The organism is Pleomorphomonas oryzae DSM 16300 (genome assembly GCF_000422965.1).
In the GTDB taxonomy this organism is placed as follows: Bacteria; Pseudomonadota; Alphaproteobacteria; order Rhizobiales; family Pleomorphomonadaceae; genus Pleomorphomonas; species Pleomorphomonas oryzae.
Map to the genome: position 1 here is coordinate 49,292 of NZ_AUHB01000004.1, position 18,161 is coordinate 67,452.

The window sequence follows — 18,161 nt, forward strand, 5'->3', positions numbered from 1 at the left end:
ACCTAGACGAAAGGCTAAGGCTACCTTTCAGGTCAATTCCAACTTTACTTTCGGTATCGCGATGAGGATTTCATGACCCGGCTTAGCCTCATCGACGCCATGCAACCCCTTGTCGGACAAGCCCGATCCCTGGCCGTCCGCTTGTGGGGCGGCACCACGCTGGGCGTGCGCGCCATGACCTTTGACGAAGGGCGCGTGCTTCTCGTCCGTCACACCTATGTGTCCGGCTGGCACCTGCCCGGCGGTGGCGTTCATGCCGGCGAAACGGCCGAGGCGGCCTCTCGCCGCGAGCTCTTCGAAGAGACCGGTTACGAGGCCGTGGAACCTGCTCGCTTCCTTGGGCTCTATTTCAATCCCGCCATGGCCGGCCGCGATCATGTTGCGCTCTATCATGTGCCGGCCTGCGTGGTGCGCCGCGCCTTCCGGCCCAACCGAGAGATCGCCGAGATCGGTCTCTTTGCAGCGGATGACCTTCCGGAAGGCACGACGGGCGCGACACGCCGTCGCCTCGCCGAGCTGTTCGATGGACTTCCCCCGACCGAACAGTGGTAACAGAACGCCCGGCCGGAGGCTGTCCGGCCGGGCGTTCCAAGTCATCTCGCGGATCGACTATCAGGCGGCAACCACCGCCGCCGTCTCGAGGGCTACCGCCGCCGACTGGATGATGGCAGCGAAGCGAACGGCGGTCTGCACCGCCGAGGCCGACAGCCCCCCCTCGCGCACCACCTTCTCGTGGCTGTCCATGCACATGCCGCAGCCATTGATGGCCGAAACGGCAAGGCACCACAGCTCGAAGTCCACCTTGTCGACGCCCGGCTTGCCGATCAGCTGCATGCGCAGCCGCGCCGGCATGGTCCGGTATTCCGGGTTGGAGGTCAGGTGCAGGAAGCGGTAGTAGACATTGTTCATGCCCATCAGCACGCCAGCCCCACGGGCAGCGTCCAGCGCTTCGGCGGAGAGGTGGCTCGCCGCCTCCCCTTCAAGCGCCGCCGCCACGTCGGCGTTGCGCGTCGCGTGACCACAGGCGACGAACAGCCCGTACTTCTGCTGCGGCGTCAGGCTGTCGTCCTCGGCCATGGCCGAGAGGTTCAGCTTGACGTCACGGGCGTAGGCCGGAAATCTGTCCTGCAGGCTTGCGATCGACATCAGGCCGCCTTCAGCGTGTCACCGCCGACCTCACGGTTGCACGGGCAGAGCTCGTCGGTCTGCAGGGCGTCCAGGACGCGGAGCGTGTCCTTGGGGTTGCGGCCGACGTTGAGGTTGGTGCCGTAGATGTGCTGGATCGTGTTGTCGGGATCGACGATCGCCGTCACGCGATAGGCAACGCCAGCCGGCGAGCGCACGCCAAGGCCATCGACCAGCGAACCGGTGGTATCGGCAAACGACCAGATTGGCAGCTTGTCGAGATCCTTGTGGTCGCGGCGCCAGGCCAGCTTGACGAACTCGTTGTCGGTGGAGCCGCCGAGCACGACGGCGTCGCGGTCCTCGAAGTCCTTGGCGAGACGAGCGAACTCGGCAATCTCGGTCGGGCAGACGAAGGTGAAGTCCTTCGGGTAGAAGAAGATCACTTTCCACTTGCCGGGGAAGGACGCCTCGGTGATTTCTTCGAACGCGGAGACGCCCCCCTCGACGTGGTTATTGAAGCCGGGCTTGACGCCGGTGACGGTGAAGGAGGGGAGCTTATCGCCAATACCGAGCATGTTGAGTATCCTCGTTACGAGTGGTTTTGAATGGGACGGCCGCAATATCCGCAGATCCGACTCGAAATGCAAGCCTTTCTTAGAGGCATTTTAAAGTGATCCGCTTGTGATTGAAAACTAAGGGCTTTTCCTCATATTTGCCGTCTAGTGGCCACAAACTCATAACACCCTGATTTTCGGCCGGCTTTCTCGTCGCCCGACCCCGCTTCGCGGCACGGTTGCAGGGCCGCCAGGAATCGCCCGCCCCGTGATCTCGCTTCGGCGATAAGCGCCCAACACATTGAGACATATGCCATTCTTTCACGAGAACGCTTGCCCGTCACAAACTGCCCCTTGTTTCGGCAGGAGGCGTTGACACCGCCGGTTTCGGCCGCCGCTTTCCTTCCTCCGAGCCCTCCCCTATAAATCGTACAAAATAGTAGGGAGGGCGCATATGTCCACGCAGAAGCCGGTCCGTATCGGCGTCGTTTCCACCGCCAGAATTGCCCGTGAAAAGGTGATCCCAGGCTTCCGCACCACGCCTTGGCTGGAGGTGGCGGCCATCGCGTCACGCAACATCGATACGGCGAAGGCAGCGGCGGCGGCTCTCGGCATCCCCACCGCCTACGGCTCCTACGAGGCGCTATTCGCCGACCCGACCATCGAGGCGGTCTACATTCCGACGCCCAACGACAGCCATGTCGACCTGGCGCTCGCCGCCGCCCGCGCCGGCAAGCACGTGCTCTGCGAGAAGCCAGCAGCGATGAATGCGCGGGATGCCGAGCGCCTCGCTGCCCTGCCCAAGGGCATCGTCTATCTCGAAGCCTTCATGGTTCGCCACCATCCGCAGTGGCTGAAGGCACGCGATCTTGTCCGCGCCGGCACCATCGGCAAGATCGCGGCCGCCCAGGCTTTCTTCTCCTATTTCCTCGACGATCCCGCCAATATCCGCAACAAGCCGGAAAACGGCGGCGGCGGGCTCTGGGACATCGGCGTCTATCCCATCGTCACCGCTCGCTTCGTGTTCGACGCCGATCCGAAGCGGGTGATCGGCCTGATCGACCTCGATCCGAAATTCGGCACCGACGTGCTGACCTCGGCCATTCTGGACTTCGGCGAGGGCCGGCACCTGACGTTCACGGTGGGTACCCAGACGGTGCCGCACCAGCGCGTCAACATCGTCGGCTCCACCGGCCGCATCGAGGTGCTGATTCCCTTCAATGCTCCACCGATGGCAGAGACGATCATTCGGCTCGATCGCGGCGAGGTCTTGGGCGACGCCGAAATTGAGGAGATCCGCCTGCCAGCCTGCGATCAGTATGGCCTGGAGGGCGAGGCGTTCGCCAAGGCGATCCGCGGCGTCGAGCCGCTACCCTACGACCAGCACGACGCGATCAAGATGATGAAGATCCTCGACGCCATCGTCGCTTCAGGCAAGACTGGCCGCTGGGTGGATCTCTAGCCTAAGAAAGGCGGTGGCAAGCGGCCGCCGCCTTTTCCTCATCTGTCGTCCTTCCAGAGGAAGGCGGCGCCCCGCACACCCGAGCTGTCGCCATGCTTGGCCTTGCGGATCGGCGTCGCCACGCTGTCGGAGAAGACCAAGCGGCTGCCGTCGCCCTGCCAGAGGTTGGTGCGGGTTGAGAGCAGACGTGGCACGTCGTCATAGAGCTCGTCGACATTGCTCATGCCGCCGCCCAGCACGAACACGTCGGGATCGACCAGGTCGATGATCAGGGCCAGCGACCGGGCGAGGCGATCAACGTAGCGGCCGTAGACCTCGTTTGCTGTGGCGTCGCTGGCCCGCTTCATCTCGATCACCTCCGACGCCTTACGATCGGTGCCGGTCGTGGTCTTGTAGTCGAGCTCGAAGCCGGTACCCGAACAGAACATCTCCAGGCAACCGCTGCGGCCGCACCAGCATTTCGGACCGGGATACTCGCCTTCCTTCGGCCAGGGCAGCGAATAGTGGCCGATCTCACCGGCGAGGCCCTGGAAGCCGGCGTGGCTCTTGCCCTTGATGGCGATGCCGCCGCCATGGCCGGTACCCAGGATGATGCCGACCACCACATCGAGGCCGGCGCCGGCGCCATCGATCGCCTCGGAGACGGCGAGGCAGTTGCCGTCGTTGGCAAGCCGCACCGGCCGCTGCAGCGCGGCTTCGAGATCGCGGCCGAGCGGCTGACCGTTCAGCCAGAAGGCGTTGGAGTTGCGGATGAGGCCGGTGAGCGGGTTGGGACTGCCGGGCAGGCCGATGCCGACGCTGCCCTTCTGGCCAGTTGCCTTTTCAACATGCCCCACCAGATCGACCACCGCCCGGATCGAGGCCTCATAATCCTCGCGCGGCGTTGCGATGCGGTGGCGGCAAAGCTCGACGCCCCCCGCATCGAGCCCCACCACCTCCATCTTCGTCCCGCCCCAGTCGATCCCGATGTACATTCCGACCTCTTTCTGAAACCGCCTCGCCGATCCACGCTACCTTCAGCTACCGTCGAGCTTTTCGGTGCGGCGGAGATCCGGAAAGATCACCGACCACAGGCCGGCGACAGCGAGCGTGCCGACACCGCCGAACACCACGGCCGGCACGGTGCCGATCAGCGCCGCCATGCTGCCGGCACGGAACTCGCCCAGTTCGTTGGAGGCCCCGACGAACACCATGTTGACGGCCGAGACACGGCCGCGCAGTTCGTCGGGCGTGGCCAGCTGGATCAGCGTCTCGCGCACATAGACCGAGATCATGTCGCCGGCGCCCATCAGGCCGAGACAGAGGATGGACAGCCAAGGCGTAACCGAGACGCCGAACACCACGGTCGCCAAGCCGAACACCGCGACACCCAGGAACATCTTGACGCCGGCCATCGCACGGATCGGAAAGCGCGCCAGGAAAGCGGCCACCAGAATGGCGCCGACGCCCGGTGCCGCGCGCATCATGCCGAGGCCGGCCGGGCCGAGCACCAGGATGTCGGAGGCATAGACCGGCATCAGCGCCACCGCGCCGCCGAGCAGCACGGCGAACAGGTCCAAAGAAATGGCGCCGAGCACGATGCGGTTGGAAAATACATAGCGGAAGCCGGCCGACACCGCCTGCCAGGCCGGCTCTTTGGCCTGCTGGGCCACGGTGATCGGCGGCAGCGCCAGCATTAGGCCGACGGCGGCGGCGAGCAGCACCACGGCTGTGCCGAAGGCGGCGAGTTCGGAAATGCCGTAAAGGAGGCCGCCCGCCACCGGCCCGCCGATCGCCGCCACCTGCCAGGACGAGGACACCCAGCCAATGGCATTGGCGAGAGCTGCCTTCGGCACAAGGTTCGGCACCACCGACTGCATGGCCGGCCCCATGAAGGCACGGGCGACGCCCAGCACAAGAAGAATAATGTAGATCGGCGCGACGGTTGGCGACGCTGTCCAGGACAGCGTGAACAGCCAGATGGCCGCCGCCGTCTCGACGCCGAAGCAGGCGACGATAATGAGGCGCCGCGAGATGCGGTCGGCCACCGTGCCGGTCACCAGCACCAGCAAAAAGGCCGGCAGGAACTGCATCAGTCCGACATAGCCGAGCGCCATGGGGTCATGGGTGAGGTCATAGACCTTCCAGCCGACGGCAACCACCACGATCTGAATGGCGAACGTGGCGAACAGGCGGGCCAGCCAATAGAGGAGGTAGGGCCGGTGGGCGAAGGCGTTCGTCGAGGGCGGATGGCTCATAGGGTCACTCGGGCGCGGCAGACGGTGACTTATGATCAGGAATGGGGTGCGGAACAAGCCTTTCCGGCAGCTCTACAGTACGGCTATCCGCACCGCCGCGGTCCATTACACCTCTTCACGCCGTGCCCGCCGAACCGCAAGCCGATGACGGCCTTCGAAGAAAGCGAGCAGCCCTAGAGCGAAAAACAGCGGCATCACGAAATAGATGAGGCGAAACAGGATCAGCGCAGCGGCAACGTCCGGACGATGGGCGATGCCGAGCCCGGTGACCACCGTCGCCTCGAACACGCCGACACCACCGGGTGTGTTGGCGGCCATGCCCGCCAGAAACGCCAAGGAATAAGTCACGAGATAGCGGGCAATATCCGGCACCGCGTCCGGCGGCAGCAGGACATAGAGCGTGCCGCAGGCCGCAAGAAGATCGATCGCCCCGGCCAATATCATCAGGAAAGCGGGCTTCGCCCTGGGCATGCGCACGACCATGCCGCTGACCCTGATCGCCCGGCGCTTCTTCGCTAGCCACACGATGAACCCGGTGAGCGCCACCAGAACGACTATGCCGATCAGTCGATCGATAAAGTGGTGGGCGAAGACGGGAGATTGCCGCGTCGGTTCCAGCGTCAGCGCAAGCCCGAGCACGAACATGATACCCGACCACATGGTCAGCCAGCTCATGACGATCAGCCTGGCGACCACCGAGAAACTGACGCCGACCATCGAATAGATGCGATAGCGGGCGCCTCCCCCCGACAACAGCGGGAAGCCAAGAGTGTTGGCGAACACGTTGGCAATGAGACCGCCGAATACCGCCCGCGTCAGGCTGATCGAGCTGGTGAAGTTGAGCGCATGCAGCGCGAGCAGATCGTAGGTGGCGAGCGCGGCGAGGCCGCAAAGGGTAAAAACGAAGGCCAGTGCGAAGCGATGCGCAGGCAACGCCAGTGCGGCGTTGCGGATGTCGGCAAACGACATCTTGGTCGCCATGTCCCACAACACCCAGACCGCGCCGGCAATCAAGACTACGGCGATGATCGGGCCGGCCCACTTCAGCACGCGCGTTATACGCCCCGGCGGCGCTTCCGCGCTGGTGTCGTCGTCGGTGGGATCGCTCAAGTCCTGTCGTCTCCATCCGGGAAGGCGGGTCCGAGGGCGCGGCCCCGGTCTTGCCTTTCATTTAGAACGCCGGTCGCCAAACGCAAATGTCTTTTCCACAAGAACGTAACCGCGGCCTTGCCGATTTGCAGCTGTGGCCTGCCTATCAGGGGAATGAGAATTTGATGCTACGCTCGTCGAACACCCGCTTGACCAGTTCGTTGTAGAGCCGTCCGGTCGCCCATTGCTCGCCTGGCAGCGTCTTGATGCGCACCTTCAGCGCAACGCCGGCGGCGGAGAAGGAAACCACGCCCTGCATTTCGAGCGGCTCCAAAATGACGGCGCCGCGCGGTCCGTCCATCAGCCGGTCGAAGGCTTCCTTCATGGCCGCTTTCGCCTCCTCGAGATCGGTCGGGTAGGCGACGCTGACCGTCGAGGCGGCGAAGGCGAAGCCGCGCATGGCGTTGGAGACGCTGGTCACCGACGAGAAGGGGATGATGTGGTAGACACCGTCGGCATCGCGAATGCCGACCGAACGGATGGTCAGCCGATCAACGACGCCGGTGAGGCCGGCCACCGTGACGACGTCTCCTTCGTTCATGGCATTCTCGAACTGGATGAACGCACCGGTGATGATGTCCTGCACCAGCTTCTGCGAACCGAAACCGACGGCCAAGCCGACCACACCGGCACCTGCGACCAGCGGGGCGATGTCGACGCCCAGTTGAGACAGCGTCAGCATGGCGGCAATGATGATCAGGACGATCGAGAAGGCATTGCGGAACAATGACAGCAGCGTTCGCGTGCGGGCATTGGTAATGCGGCCGAGCGACGGGTTGAGGCGGTATTCCACCCAGCTCGACGCGGCGAGCCATATGCCGCCGGCTGCGAGCACGATGATCGCCGCCGATAGAATGCGCCCAACTGCATCGGAGCCACCATCGGACTCGAACCAGGAGAGGAGGTTGATCACGCCCCAGCTCTGCAGCACGACCGCCACGACCACGGCCACCAACACCACGTGCACCGCGCGGAAGAGCATTGGCACCAGCATGTTGAGCCGGGCCTCCAGCAGCGGCAGCGTCTTCTTGACGTCGGCCGGCAAGCGAATGCCACCGGAAATGGCGTGGGAGATCAGGCTGGCGACGATCCCCCCGACAGCAATGGCGAAGATCGTCTCGACCGTTGCCCAAGCCATATAATCGACGGCGTCGAATGGCCGGCTTACCCAAAGCACGAAAGCCACGGCGAGATAGATGATGACGACTACATGCCAACCGTGGGCAAGAAGCGCCAATATGGTCCGCAGGACCGAGCTCTTGATCGGTTCGAGCAATCGGTAAAGGCCGTTCCTCACCTCGTCGCGCTTCATCGTCACCAATACCATGGCACCAACCAGGGTGATCAGCACCACGGCGAGACGGAAACCGATGCCTACCGAGAAGCCGATAGCCTGATTGACCAGGGGATGGGCGACCAGAACGCCGTAACCGAGAAAGCCGATGAGACGGCTGAGCCAGAGAAACCAGTAACGGGCCGTTGCCCGATCGAGGTTGAATAGCTTGAGAGCCGGTCGACGATACTGGAAAACGGCGGCGAGACAGCTCTTCAGGAATTCGATCACCACGAAAGCATCGATGAACAGGCTCTGCATCAGGTCGATGCGACCGCCGCCGGCAACGGCGATGGCGTAGGCGGAGGTGATGAACCATGCAAGACCGATCACCGCCCAATCGATCAGAAGCGCAAGACCGATCCAGAGAACGCGGCGTGGCAGTGGTTTGCCCTCGGCGACTCGTTCGACCGCGCCAAGCGGGAAACGCGCCAGAAAGCGCGCGATTGTCAGCGTCGCAAAGGCGAAGACCACAAGAATGATCAGGGACAGGCCCTGTTCGCGGACCCCATCCCAGTTGATGGCAGCACTGCCATCGACGAGGCGCGTCAGATTGCCAAGGCCACGGCCGATCTTCAGCACCACATCAACCACTTGTCGCGACAGATCCTGCGTCACCGAACCGATCTCGCGAGCCAGCGGCACGGCCGGCTTGTTGTCGGCAGCGTCCGTGGCTGCGGCCGCGTCGGCCGGGGTTGCGGCTGCGTCGGACGTGGCGGGCTGGGCCAGTTTTTCCAGCTCGCCGATCAGCTTTGCCCGTGCATTGTCATCCTTCAGGATGTCAGCGAACGCCTTCGCCGCTTCCGGCGAGGTGACCGGCGGCGGCTCCGGCGCAGTCGGCTTGGTCGGCAAGACCAACTTCGGCATGGGAATAGCGGCGGGCGCCGCCGGCGCGGCAGCCGGCGGCGCGGTTTGAGCCACTGCGATAGCTGGCAAAGCAAGCGCAAAAAGCAGAGCGAGAAGGCGTAGGACAGACATGGTTCGCATCATTGACGACCGCAATAGCCTTCTGTCTTGCCCAAAAGACGGCAGGGCGCAAGCTAACCAAGCTGACACGAGCAACGTGTCAGCCTTCCAATTCCTCGCGTAGCATTTCGAGCCGCAGCCACTCTTCCTCGGCGAGGGCCAGAGCCGCTTCGGTGGCGGTGAGTTTTTCCGTGGTGGAGGCAAACAGCTTGGGGTCGCGCGCATAAAGGCCGTGATCGTCCAGCACGGCATGAAGACGCTTAGCCTCCTCGGCCAACTGATCCATCCGGCCGGGCAACGTCTCCAGGGCATGCTTGTCCTTGAAGCTGAGCTTGGAGCGCCCCTTCGGTGCCGACACGGCGGCAGGTGTCGCTTTCTTCGGCGCGGCGGCGGACTTTTCCGCCTTCCTCGCCTCGACACCCTTGCCACGTTGGGCCAGCATGTCGGTATAACCGCCGGCATATTCGAGCCAGCGACCATCGCCTTCGCTCATCACGACCGAGGCGACGACGCGATCGAGAAAGTCGCGGTCGTGGCTGATGACGATGATCGTCCCCTTGTAGTCGGCGAGCAGCTCTTCCAGGAGATCGAGCGTTTCGAGGTCGAGATCGTTGGTCGGCTCGTCCAGCACCAGCATGTTGGATGGCTTGGCGAGCGCCCGCGCCAGCATCACCCGGCCGCGCTCACCGCCCGATAGGGCAGAAAGCGGCGTCCGCGCCTGCTCGGGCGAGAACAGGAAGTCCTTCATATAGCCGATGACGTGGCGTTTTTCCTCACCGATCACCACCCAATCGCCCTTGCCCTCGGTAAGAGCGTCGGCGAGCGTCGTCTCGGGATCAAGGCTGTCGCGCTTTTGCTCCAGCGTCTGCATGTCGAGGGACAGACCGAGCTTGACGGTGCCGCTGTCCGGCTGGAGATCGCCGGTGAGAAGCCTCAGCAGCGTGGTCTTGCCGGCACCATTAGGTCCGACGATGCCGATGCGATCGCCGCGCGCCACCCGGATCGAGAAATCCTGCACGATCGGTCGATCACCAAATGACTTCGAGACGGATTTCGCCTCGATAACCAGCTTCGACGACGCATCGGCTTCAGCCGCTGTCATCTTCACCGAGCCCTGCGGACCGCGGTACTCGCGCTTGGACTTGCGGAGATCGGCGAGCAGGTCGACGCGACGGACGTTGCGCTTACGGCGGGCGGTGACGCCGTAGCGCATCCAGTGCTCTTCGGCCTCGATCTTGCGGTCGAGCTTGATGAGGTCTCGCTCTTCCTCTTCCAGCACCTGATCGCGCCAGGCTTCGAAATGGGAAAAGCCACGATCAAGCGTGCGTGTGACGCCGCGATCGAGCCAGACGGTGGTGCGCGACAGGTTTTCCAGGAACCGGCGGTCATGCGAGATCAGCACCAGCGCCGACTTCATCGACTTGAGTTCGCTTTCCAGCCACTCGATGGCCGGCAAGTCGAGATGGTTGGTCGGTTCGTCAAGCAACAGAATGTCCGGCTCGGGCGCCAGCACGTGGGCAAGCGCCGCGCGCCGAATCTCACCGCCCGATAGCGATGCCGTCGGCTCGGCGCCGGTCATGCCAAGTTCATTGATAAGATAGAGCGCCCGGTAATGGTCGTCGCCCGGCGCCAATCCCGACTCGACGTATTCGAGCGTCGTCTTGAAGGCGGTGAGGTCCGGCTCCTGCCTGAGATAGCGCACCGTCTTGCCCGGCTGGAAGAAGCGCTCGCCATCGTCGGCCTCGACGAGACCGGCGGCGATCTTGAGCAGCGTTGATTTGCCGGAGCCGTTACGGCCGACCAGCGTAATGCGATCGCCTTCACCGACCGTCAGGTCGGCGCCGATGAGCAACGGCGTGGCACCAAAGGTGAGATGAATGTTCTTGAGGAATAGGACCGGAGGAGAAGCCATAACCTAAATCGTCTCCATCAGCCGCGTAGCGTAAAGGCTTCGTCGGCAAGGCGCTCGACGATCTCTCGGATCGCCTTGCGCGACGGACCGGCCGCCGCCACCTGCCGCGATACGTTGGGTAGCGTGCGCTTGGCCGCTGCCCGGCCAAAGCGCGAGCGGAGATCGGTCATGGTGGCGCCCTGCGCACCAATGCCGGGGGCAAGGATCAGCGAGGTCGGCAGCCGTTCGAGCACTTGATCGGCATCGTCGAGCGTGGCGCCAACCACCGCACCACAGGGGCCGTTGCCCATCTTGCCGAGCAAGCCCTGATTGAAGACCGTGAGATCGTCGGCCAGCGCGTCGGCGACCGTGCGGTCGTCCCCCTGCCGGGCGGTCTGCAGTAGGATGCCGTCAGGGTTCGAGGAACGCACCACCACAAAGAGGCCCGCCCCGTACTCGGCGGCGCGCTTGACCACCGGCTTCAGCGATCCTGAGCCCATATAGGCGCCGAGCGTGATGGCATCGACCGGCGTTCCCGCGTCGTCGCCAATCCAGGCGCCGGCATAGGCCTCGATGGTGTGGCCGATATCCATCCGCTTGATGTCGGCGATCACCAGCGCATCGGTCGAACGGGCATGACCGATCACCTCTGCCGCCGATTTGAGGCCTTGCCAGCCGAAGCGCTCGAAGAAGGCGATCTGCGGCTTGAACACACCTACGAGGTCGCCCACCGCTTCGACCATCTCCAAGCCGAACACCCGCACGCCTTCGGCGTTGTAGGGCAGGTCCCACGCCTTCAGCACTTCAGGCGCAGGATCGATGCCGACGGTGAGCGGCGAACGACGATCGGCGATCGCCTCGAAACGGTCGGCGAAGGGAATGACGGCCATGGCAGATCTCCGGAAAATCACTTGGCAGGCGATATAGCGCATCGCACGGAAAAGTGGGAACCGGTTTTCCGCGAAAGCGACGCAACACATCGAGAACCGAGAGCGCACAGCGCCCTCGCCGGCATGCCACTGGAGAAAGCCGTTCGAGCAGGGTCCCTAGATGGGTGCCTTGCGCACGTACCAGCTCTTCGGCCGCGTCAGGCCATGGAAGCCGAGCGGCGACAGGGCCGCGCCGCGACCCGTATCCTTGACGCCGGTCCAGGTCAGCGCCGGGTCGAGATAATCGCAGCGATTGACGAAGACCGTCCCGGTCTCTAGCTCGCGGCCGATCGCCTCGGCGGCGTCGAGATCCTCCGTCCACAGCGAACAGGTGAGCCCGTATTTGGAATCGTTCATCAAGGCCAACGCCTCGGCATCGTCGTGCACCTTCATGATGCCGACTGCCGGACCGAAGGTTTCCTCGGTCATGAATGCCATCTGGTGATTGACCGATGTCAGCACTTGCGGCGCGATATAGGGCGTCCCCTCCTTGTCGGCAGGGAACGACTTCGGGTCGATGTGGGCGACGGCACCACCGCGAAGCGCCGCTGCGATCTGTTCGCGCACTGTCGCCGCGCCGCGGGCGCGCGCCATCGGCCCCAGCGTCACTGAGGGGTCGGTGGGATTTCCCAGCACATATTTCTTCGTCACGTCGACGAGACCGGCGACGAAATCGTCATAGACCTTCTCGTGCACGTAGACCCGCTCGATGCCACAGCAGCACTGTCCCGCATTGAAGAAGGCGCCGTCGGCGACATTCTCGATGGCAAACTCGAGCTTGGCATCGGGACGGACATAGGCTGGATCCTTGCCGCCGAGCTCGAGGTTGATGGCGATAAAGGTGCCGACCGCCGCCCGCTCCATCGCAGCACCGCCAGCCACCGAGCCAGTGAAGGCAACCATGTCGGCCTTGCCCGCGGCGATCGCCGCTGCCGTCTGGTCGTGGCTGAGCACGATATGCTGGAATACGCCCTCCGGCAGGCCAGCGGCATCGAAGGCATCCTGGAAGCGCTCGGCCACCAGCAACGTCTGGTCGGAATGCTTCAGTACCACCGTGTTGCCGGCCATCAGCGCCGGCATCACCGAGTTGACGGTGGTGAGATAGGGATAGTTCCAGGGCGCCACCACGAAGACGACGCCGAGCGGCTCGCGGCTGATGGTACGGTGGGCGCCGTGATCGCCGAATTCGAGACCGCTATCAAGTGGCGCGAGACTTTCAGCCGCGATCTTGGCCATGTGACGGGTGCGCTGCTCGACGCCGTTGAGCTCGAAGGGCGTGTAGCGGATCGGCCGGCCCATCTGCCAGGTCAGTTCCTCGGCAATGCGCGGCCGCATGGCCAGCATGGCCTCAAGCGCCTTGAGGCAATAGCCGATGCGGGTGTCGAGCGGCAGCTTCGCCCAGGCCTTCTGAGCGTCGCGAGCGAGACGGAATACGCGGTTCATCTCCGCTTCCGTGGCAATCGATCGCTCGGCGTAAACCGAGCCGTCCACGGGAGAGACGAGCGTCATGACGTCGGACATGATGGGTGGCTCCATTCGGCTCGGGACGACATTGGCAAAAACCCTAACGCCATCTCTGCATGCCGATGCCGGCCAATCAAGAGCCCAGACGACTATGCAAAACGGGGCACCCGGTGAAGGCGCCCCGCGACTTTTGATTGTTATAACGGAAACTCACTCGGCCAGAGCAGGTTGCTCCGCACCAGGGTCGGTACCACCGCCAGCGTGAGCAATGGCAAATTCCTCTTCCGGCGACAGGATCAACTTGTGGCGACCGATCAGGGCGAAATAGGCGATCGCCGCCGCGAACCACACCGCCACCCAGAGTACCCCCTTGGAGAAGTTGGGATCCTGTACTTGGTAGTAGAGCGTGACGATGGCGATAATGATCGTCAGCACAGCGCCGGGAATGCCCAGCGGGCTCTTGTACGGGCGTTCGATGTCCGGCTGGTTGATCCTGAGCAGGATGAACGAGATCGCCTGCATGATGTAGGAGAACATGGCGCCGAACACCGCCATGTTAAGCAGCACCGAACCGATCGCCGCGCCGCCCTCAGTGGCGCCAAGTGCGAACCAGATCACCATCATCACCAATAGACCGACGACGGAGCCGGTGACCATGGCAACATGCGGCGTCTTGTACTTGGAATGAGTGAGCGACAGCGCGGTTGGGAAGTAGCCGGCGCGCGACAGGGAATAGACTTGCCGACCCTGAGCATAGAGGATGGTGTGGAAAGAGGCGATCAGGCCGGTCAACGCCACAATGCCCAGCAGGACCACACCGCTATCACCATAGACGGCACGGAAACCATCGAGCAGCGGCTCAAGCGACGACCCCAGATGGAAGGCGCCAACACCGGCAACCGATGGGTTGAGCAGCACGATCATGAACGCCGAAAGAATCAGCGTCGAAATGCCCATGATCAGGCCCCTGGGCATATCACGCTTGGGATCCACCGATTCTTCGGCCGCCAGCGGCAGCTGCTCGATGGCAAGGAACAGCCACACAGCGAATGGCAGCGTGGCGAGAACGCCAGAGAAGCCGAACGGAAACCATGCGCCGCCACCCTCCGGCAGCTCGATCGCCGTGCCATCGGGTCCGACACCGATATTGAGAGCCCATCGCGAGAAATTCATGTGCGGGATGGCGCTCACCCAGAAAAACACCAGAACGGCCAGCGATAGGACCGTCACCACCAGCGTCACCTTGAACGACAGTTCGAGGCCGAACACGTTGAGGCCGAGGAAGATCACATAGAAAGCAATCCAGACGAGCGGCGAATAGGCAGCATCAAGACCGAGAATGGAATTTACATAGGCGGTGATGAAGGTGACGATCACCGCCGGGGTGATGACATATTCGACGTTTTCACAAAGACCGGTGATGAAGCCGCCCCATGGGCCCATCGCCGTGCGGGCGAAGGAATAGGCGGCGCCGGTATGCGGCAACGCTGGGCTCATCTCGGCAATCGACAGCGACAGGCCGAGATACATGACGGCAATGATCGCGCCGGCGGCCAGCATGCCGCCCCAGCCGCCGGTGGCGAAACCAAAGTTCCAGCCGGAAAAATGGCCAGAAATCACGGCGCCGACGCCCAGCGCCCACAGCGACCAGATGCCGGCATAGCGCGACAGATGTCGCTGCTCGAAATAGCTGGCGTCAGCCTTCTTGTAGCTGACACTTCCTTCTGAGGTGGACATTGCGTTCCCCTTTTCGTCGTTTGAGCTTCACGCGCTGAACGCGATATTCACCGCCACCCTTTCCCGCCGAAGCGGTCCCTGCGAACGGGCGAGCACGCAAGCTGGGAACGTCTCTGCAAGGATCATGCTACTTTCGGCCAATAGTCTGCTCACCCCGGCTTGCGCAAGAGGCGTCTCGCCGTTAGCCGATAACGCGACGACCGATTGAAGGAGTGAGCATGGCACCGATCATCTTCGTTCTGGGCGGCGCCCGTTCCGGCAAGAGCCGCTTCGCCGAGGAGCGGACGCGGGCCTTCGCGGCGGAAGAAAACATCTACGTTGCCACCGCAGAATGCCGCGACGCGGAGATGGAAGGCCGCATCGCACTTCACCGCTCAAGGCGGGGCACCGAATGGCGAACCATCGAAGCGCCATACCATTTGGCCGAAACGCTTGCCGCTGAAGCTCGAGACGACAGAGCGGTTCTCGTCGACTGCCTGACGCTCTGGCTTACCAATCATCTTCTCGCCGAGGCAGACCTTGAGGCCCAGAGCGACGACCTCGTCTCGGTTCTCGCGACGATGAGAGGACCCATCGTGCTCGTTTCGAACGAGGTCGGATTGTCCATCGTCCCTGACAATGCTCTCGCCCGACGATTCCGCGACGAAGCAGGGCGGCTTAATCAGAAGATCGCGGCCATCGCCAGCGAGGCTTGGTTCGTCGCGGCCGGCCTGCCGCTTCGGCTGAAATGACCTTTCAGAGGGCAGTTTCGAAAGCGAGGCATTTTCTGTCAGACCAAAGAACTCGGTTCGATCGACAGCACTTGTGATATAAGTTTAATCAAAATTAACTATTTGGTGGATGCGAGACGCCCTGCGAGTCGCGGTTTAGTGTGCAGTTCCGATACAAACATGCCAGATTTCCGATGGCATGGCACTTGCAGGTTGGGGTTGGAGCGCTGACGGGCGAAGCCAAGCGTTGCATTATGTGCATGGGTTTACCGCTTTTTCCGGTTGCCTCTCGGCTTGCGGGGCTAGGGGAAATCCACTAGGTTGGTAAATGTTTTGTTATCTCGGAGTGATCGTTGCGGCGTTTTTCGCCGGACTGTTTCCGAACTGGTTTTTAAATTTCGATTTTTAGTTTCGGGGGATGTAATGCGTCTGACGGATCTGACTTATGATTTTTCGAAGGGCGGCGCCGAAAGTTCGTCCGGACTGCCCGATTTTGCACTTGCCGAAGGAAACTCTTCCGCCCGGTATGGCGCGCATGCGACGACGGCGACATTTTCGTCGGCCCAGTCGACGGCGGTCGCCGCGCATTTTGGCGGGACTTTTCTCGATGACGACCGGTCGGAAGCCGACATCAACTGGCGGCCTGCCCATCTCGCGCTGAAAAGGCTTGTCGATATTTTCGGTGCGGCCTTTGGCCTTCTCCTGCTGTCACCTCTGCTGATTGCCGTGGCGGCGATCATCAAGCTCACGAGCGTGGGGCCGGTATTTTTCCGCCAGGAGCGGACAGGGCTCGACAACAAGCCCTTCCAGATCCTCAAGTTCCGTTCGATGTACACTGACCGGTGCGACATCTCCGGCGTGGCGCAGACGGTTGCCGACGATCCGCGCATCACGCCGATCGGCCGCATCATCCGCAAAACCAACATCGACGAGCTGCCGCAGCTTATCAATGTGCTGCTGGGTGATATGTCGCTGGTTGGCCCTCGCCCGCACGTGCCGGGCATGAAAGCGGCCGGCGTCCTTTATGAGGAACTTGTCGTCGGATACGAGCGTCGCCACGCCATGCGCCCCGGAATCACCGGACTGGCCCAGGCGAGTGGCCTACGCGGACCGACCATCGAAGTCGAGCCATCGGTCATGCGGGTCGTTCGCGACATCGAATATATCCGCAACTTCTCGATTTGGCTGGATATACGCATCCTGTTCCGCACCGTGATCAACGAAATCGTGCGCGGCAATGGCTTCTGAGCGGCGGTTTGTTCGCTGAAACAAAAACGCCCTCCCTACGCGAGGAGGGCGCTTACCTTAGTCTTGGAAAGACCTACTTAAAGGCGAACCCAGACACGCGGATTATCGGGTGACTGCATCGTAAGGAATCGATAGCCGGTGCTGTTCCAAGGCTTGACGATCTGATTGAGGTTATCCAGCACAAAGTCGCCGCGGTCGGTGCGAACCATCAGTACAGCATGCGATTCGCCGCGTCCGGTAATCACCGTGGTCATGAGCAGCGCTGAAGTCGGAAAGCCCTTGCGCAACAGTGCCGCCCGCTTGGTGAGAGCGTAATCCTCGCAATCGCCAGACGAACCGCCGATTTGCCAGACATCCGCGGTGCCACTTTCGGGCTGGGGCCGCATCGCACCATTGACCTCGCGATTAACGCGATCGAGAAGACCCAGGGTTTCCACCGTCAGTCTGACCTCACCGGCGACTGCCCCGACGTTTCTGGCACGCTGGACCTTGCAGGCGGACGGCATGACGGAGCACATCACGTAAAAGCCGGTCGGGCCGACTGTGAGCCCCTTTGCATTAACTCGACCGGCCGTAGGCAGATCCAAGCTCTGCTTGGGGATATTGAGAAAACCAGCCGACGCCACTTGAGGAAGAACTGCGGCGGCAGCCAAGACAATCATAAGGCGGACCAACTTGTTCATGGCGGCAAACTCCCGTCGAACTTTATGTGGACCGACTACACCAGATTTCCTTTGAGATTTGGTTAGGCGAGTTGGGCAATTAACTCGTAATGACCAGCGCCTTAATTGAGTCAAATGCAGTTCAAATTCTATCTATTTGCCTACACTTCCGATTAACCATAGTATGAAAGGGAAAAAGGGCAGAGAGTAGCAGCATAATCGAAGTCAGCGCTACGACTCGGCGTCTTCCAAGCCACGGGCGGGTGCTCTTGAACAGCATGCAATTTCCCGCAGCGCCCCTCGGAATCCGTTGCAAATTGAGCATATGCTTGAAAATTCGTTACGATCGGGAAACTACCTCTTGCGTACCGACAACTACTTAATGTAATTTATCTCAAAATGTGGCGACAGGTGGGGCCGGAGCCTCCGGTTTGATACAAACTCGATAGGAGACAATAAATATGAACAGATCTTTCCTCTATGTCCCTTTAAGCGCTGCTTTGGCGCTCACAGCTGTGACGGGCTCTTTTGCCGCCGTTGATACCGGCGCCGCGAATTCCTTGATCAGTTCTTTATCATCTCTGCCCGCCTCGGCTGGTCGTGATGCCCTGATCTCTCAGATTCAGGCACTCTCGCCCTCTTGCAATAGCCCGATTCCGCGGTCCTGCGTGACGGCTCTGCAAAACGTCGTGAC

Annotated in this window: 15 protein-coding genes; 4 read left to right on the forward strand and 11 right to left on the reverse strand. The window is 62.3% G+C overall.

Translation table 11 applies throughout. The features are described from left to right. The first annotated feature begins 72 nt into the window (after positions 1 to 72). Positions 73 to 552, forward strand: a complete 480-nt coding sequence (locus G522_RS0107925; RefSeq protein ID WP_342663880.1) for an NUDIX domain-containing protein — start codon at positions 73 to 75, stop codon at positions 550 to 552. Positions 553 to 612: 60 nt separating this feature from the next. On the opposite strand, the gene ahpD is transcribed toward G522_RS0107925, so the two are convergent. Further along, positions 613 to 1,146, reverse strand: a complete 534-nt coding sequence (gene ahpD, locus G522_RS0107930) for an alkylhydroperoxidase, AhpD family (RefSeq protein ID WP_026790578.1) — start codon at positions 1,144 to 1,146, stop codon at positions 613 to 615. Further along, positions 1,146 to 1,700: a peroxiredoxin gene (locus tag G522_RS0107935; protein WP_026790579.1), complete on the reverse strand. Its 555-nt coding sequence runs from the start codon at positions 1,698 to 1,700 to the stop codon at positions 1,146 to 1,148. The genes ahpD and G522_RS0107935 overlap by 1 nt, the downstream gene beginning before the upstream one ends. 433 nt (positions 1,701 to 2,133) lie before the next feature. On the opposite strand from G522_RS0107935, the gene G522_RS0107940 reads away from it, so the two are divergent. After that, positions 2,134 to 3,141: a Gfo/Idh/MocA family protein gene (locus G522_RS0107940; RefSeq protein WP_026790580.1), complete on the forward strand. Its 1,008-nt coding sequence runs from the start codon at positions 2,134 to 2,136 to the stop codon at positions 3,139 to 3,141. Positions 3,142 to 3,179: 38 nt separating this feature from the next. Here the strand turns inward: G522_RS0107940 and G522_RS0107945 are convergent, their stop codons facing one another. The 8 genes from G522_RS0107945 to G522_RS0107980 form a co-directional block, all read right to left on the reverse strand. Then, positions 3,180 to 4,115, reverse strand: a complete 936-nt coding sequence (locus G522_RS0107945) for an ROK family protein (RefSeq protein ID WP_026790581.1) — start codon at positions 4,113 to 4,115, stop codon at positions 3,180 to 3,182. Between the two features lie 42 nt (positions 4,116 to 4,157). After that, positions 4,158 to 5,378 (reverse strand): MFS transporter, encoded by a 1,221-nt coding sequence (locus G522_RS0107950; protein WP_026790582.1) that lies wholly within the window; start codon positions 5,376 to 5,378, stop codon positions 4,158 to 4,160. Between the two features lie 105 nt (positions 5,379 to 5,483). Next, complete coding sequence (locus G522_RS0107955; protein ID WP_026790583.1) at positions 5,484 to 6,488, reverse strand: putative bifunctional lysylphosphatidylglycerol flippase/synthetase; 1,005 nt, start codon at positions 6,486 to 6,488, stop codon at positions 5,484 to 5,486. Between the two features lie 145 nt (positions 6,489 to 6,633). Then, positions 6,634 to 8,727 carry a mechanosensitive ion channel domain-containing protein gene (locus G522_RS26060; RefSeq protein ID WP_169453494.1) on the reverse strand — a complete coding sequence of 698 codons (2,094 nt, stop codon included), beginning with the start codon at positions 8,725 to 8,727 and terminating at the stop codon, positions 6,634 to 6,636. Between the two features lie 199 nt (positions 8,728 to 8,926). Continuing rightward, positions 8,927 to 10,738, reverse strand: coding sequence for an ABC-F family ATP-binding cassette domain-containing protein (locus tag G522_RS0107965; protein ID WP_026790584.1), 1,812 nt, complete (start codon positions 10,736 to 10,738; stop codon positions 8,927 to 8,929). 17 nt (positions 10,739 to 10,755) lie between these two features. After that, the gene (gene pyrF / locus G522_RS0107970) at positions 10,756 to 11,607 is read right to left on the reverse strand and encodes an orotidine-5'-phosphate decarboxylase (RefSeq protein ID WP_026790585.1); all 852 of its coding nucleotides are present in this window, start codon (positions 11,605 to 11,607) and stop codon (positions 10,756 to 10,758) included. Positions 11,608 to 11,763: 156 nt separating this feature from the next. Beyond that, complete coding sequence (locus G522_RS0107975; protein ID WP_026790586.1) at positions 11,764 to 13,167, reverse strand: aldehyde dehydrogenase family protein; 1,404 nt, start codon at positions 13,165 to 13,167, stop codon at positions 11,764 to 11,766. A gap of 153 nt (positions 13,168 to 13,320) precedes the next feature. Next, positions 13,321 to 14,847: an amino acid permease gene (locus tag G522_RS0107980; RefSeq protein ID WP_026790587.1), complete on the reverse strand. Its 1,527-nt coding sequence runs from the start codon at positions 14,845 to 14,847 to the stop codon at positions 13,321 to 13,323. Between the two features lie 218 nt (positions 14,848 to 15,065). Here G522_RS0107980 and cobU point away from each other — a divergent pair, with 218 nt between their 5' ends. Both cobU and G522_RS30750 read left to right on the forward strand, forming a co-directional pair. Further along, entirely contained in the window at positions 15,066 to 15,578 is a 513-nt protein-coding gene (gene cobU / locus G522_RS0107985) for a bifunctional adenosylcobinamide kinase/adenosylcobinamide-phosphate guanylyltransferase (RefSeq protein ID WP_026790588.1), read from the forward strand. Positions 15,579 to 15,878: 300 nt separating this feature from the next. Beyond that, complete coding sequence (locus tag G522_RS30750) at positions 15,879 to 16,805, forward strand: sugar transferase (protein ID WP_281168449.1); 927 nt, start codon at positions 15,879 to 15,881, stop codon at positions 16,803 to 16,805. Positions 16,806 to 16,882: 77 nt separating this feature from the next. Here the strand turns inward: G522_RS30750 and G522_RS28900 are convergent, their stop codons facing one another. Beyond that, entirely contained in the window at positions 16,883 to 17,488 is a 606-nt protein-coding gene (locus tag G522_RS28900; protein WP_051228439.1) for a transglutaminase-like cysteine peptidase, read from the reverse strand. Positions 17,489 to 18,161 lie beyond the last annotated feature (673 nt).

What these genes read in the sequence shown, in the direction of transcription:
- G522_RS0107925 (WP_342663880.1), top strand. Translation starts at nt 73, where the DNA reads ATGACCCGGCTTAGCCTCATCGACGCCATGCAACCCCTTGTCGGACAA.
- ahpD (WP_026790578.1), bottom strand. Translation starts at nt 1,146, where the DNA reads ATGTCGATCGCAAGCCTGCAGGACAGATTTCCGGCCTACGCCCGTGAC.
- G522_RS0107935 (WP_026790579.1), bottom strand. Translation starts at nt 1,700, where the DNA reads ATGCTCGGTATTGGCGATAAGCTCCCCTCCTTCACCGTCACCGGCGTC.
- G522_RS0107940 (WP_026790580.1), top strand. Translation starts at nt 2,134, where the DNA reads ATGTCCACGCAGAAGCCGGTCCGTATCGGCGTCGTTTCCACCGCCAGA.
- G522_RS0107945 (WP_026790581.1), bottom strand. Translation starts at nt 4,115, where the DNA reads ATGTACATCGGGATCGACTGGGGCGGGACGAAGATGGAGGTGGTGGGG.
- G522_RS0107950 (WP_026790582.1), bottom strand. Translation starts at nt 5,378, where the DNA reads ATGAGCCATCCGCCCTCGACGAACGCCTTCGCCCACCGGCCCTACCTC.
- G522_RS26060 (WP_169453494.1), bottom strand. Translation starts at nt 8,727, where the DNA reads ATGCCGAAGTTGGTCTTGCCGACCAAGCCGACTGCGCCGGAGCCGCCG.
- G522_RS0107965 (WP_026790584.1), bottom strand. Translation starts at nt 10,738, where the DNA reads ATGGCTTCTCCTCCGGTCCTATTCCTCAAGAACATTCATCTCACCTTT.
- pyrF (WP_026790585.1), bottom strand. Translation starts at nt 11,607, where the DNA reads ATGGCCGTCATTCCCTTCGCCGACCGTTTCGAGGCGATCGCCGATCGT.
- G522_RS0107975 (WP_026790586.1), bottom strand. Translation starts at nt 13,167, where the DNA reads ATGTCCGACGTCATGACGCTCGTCTCTCCCGTGGACGGCTCGGTTTAC.
- G522_RS0107980 (WP_026790587.1), bottom strand. Translation starts at nt 14,847, where the DNA reads ATGTCCACCTCAGAAGGAAGTGTCAGCTACAAGAAGGCTGACGCCAGC.
- cobU (WP_026790588.1), top strand. Translation starts at nt 15,066, where the DNA reads ATGGCACCGATCATCTTCGTTCTGGGCGGCGCCCGTTCCGGCAAGAGC.
- G522_RS28900 (WP_051228439.1), bottom strand. Translation starts at nt 17,488, where the DNA reads ATGAACAAGTTGGTCCGCCTTATGATTGTCTTGGCTGCCGCCGCAGTT.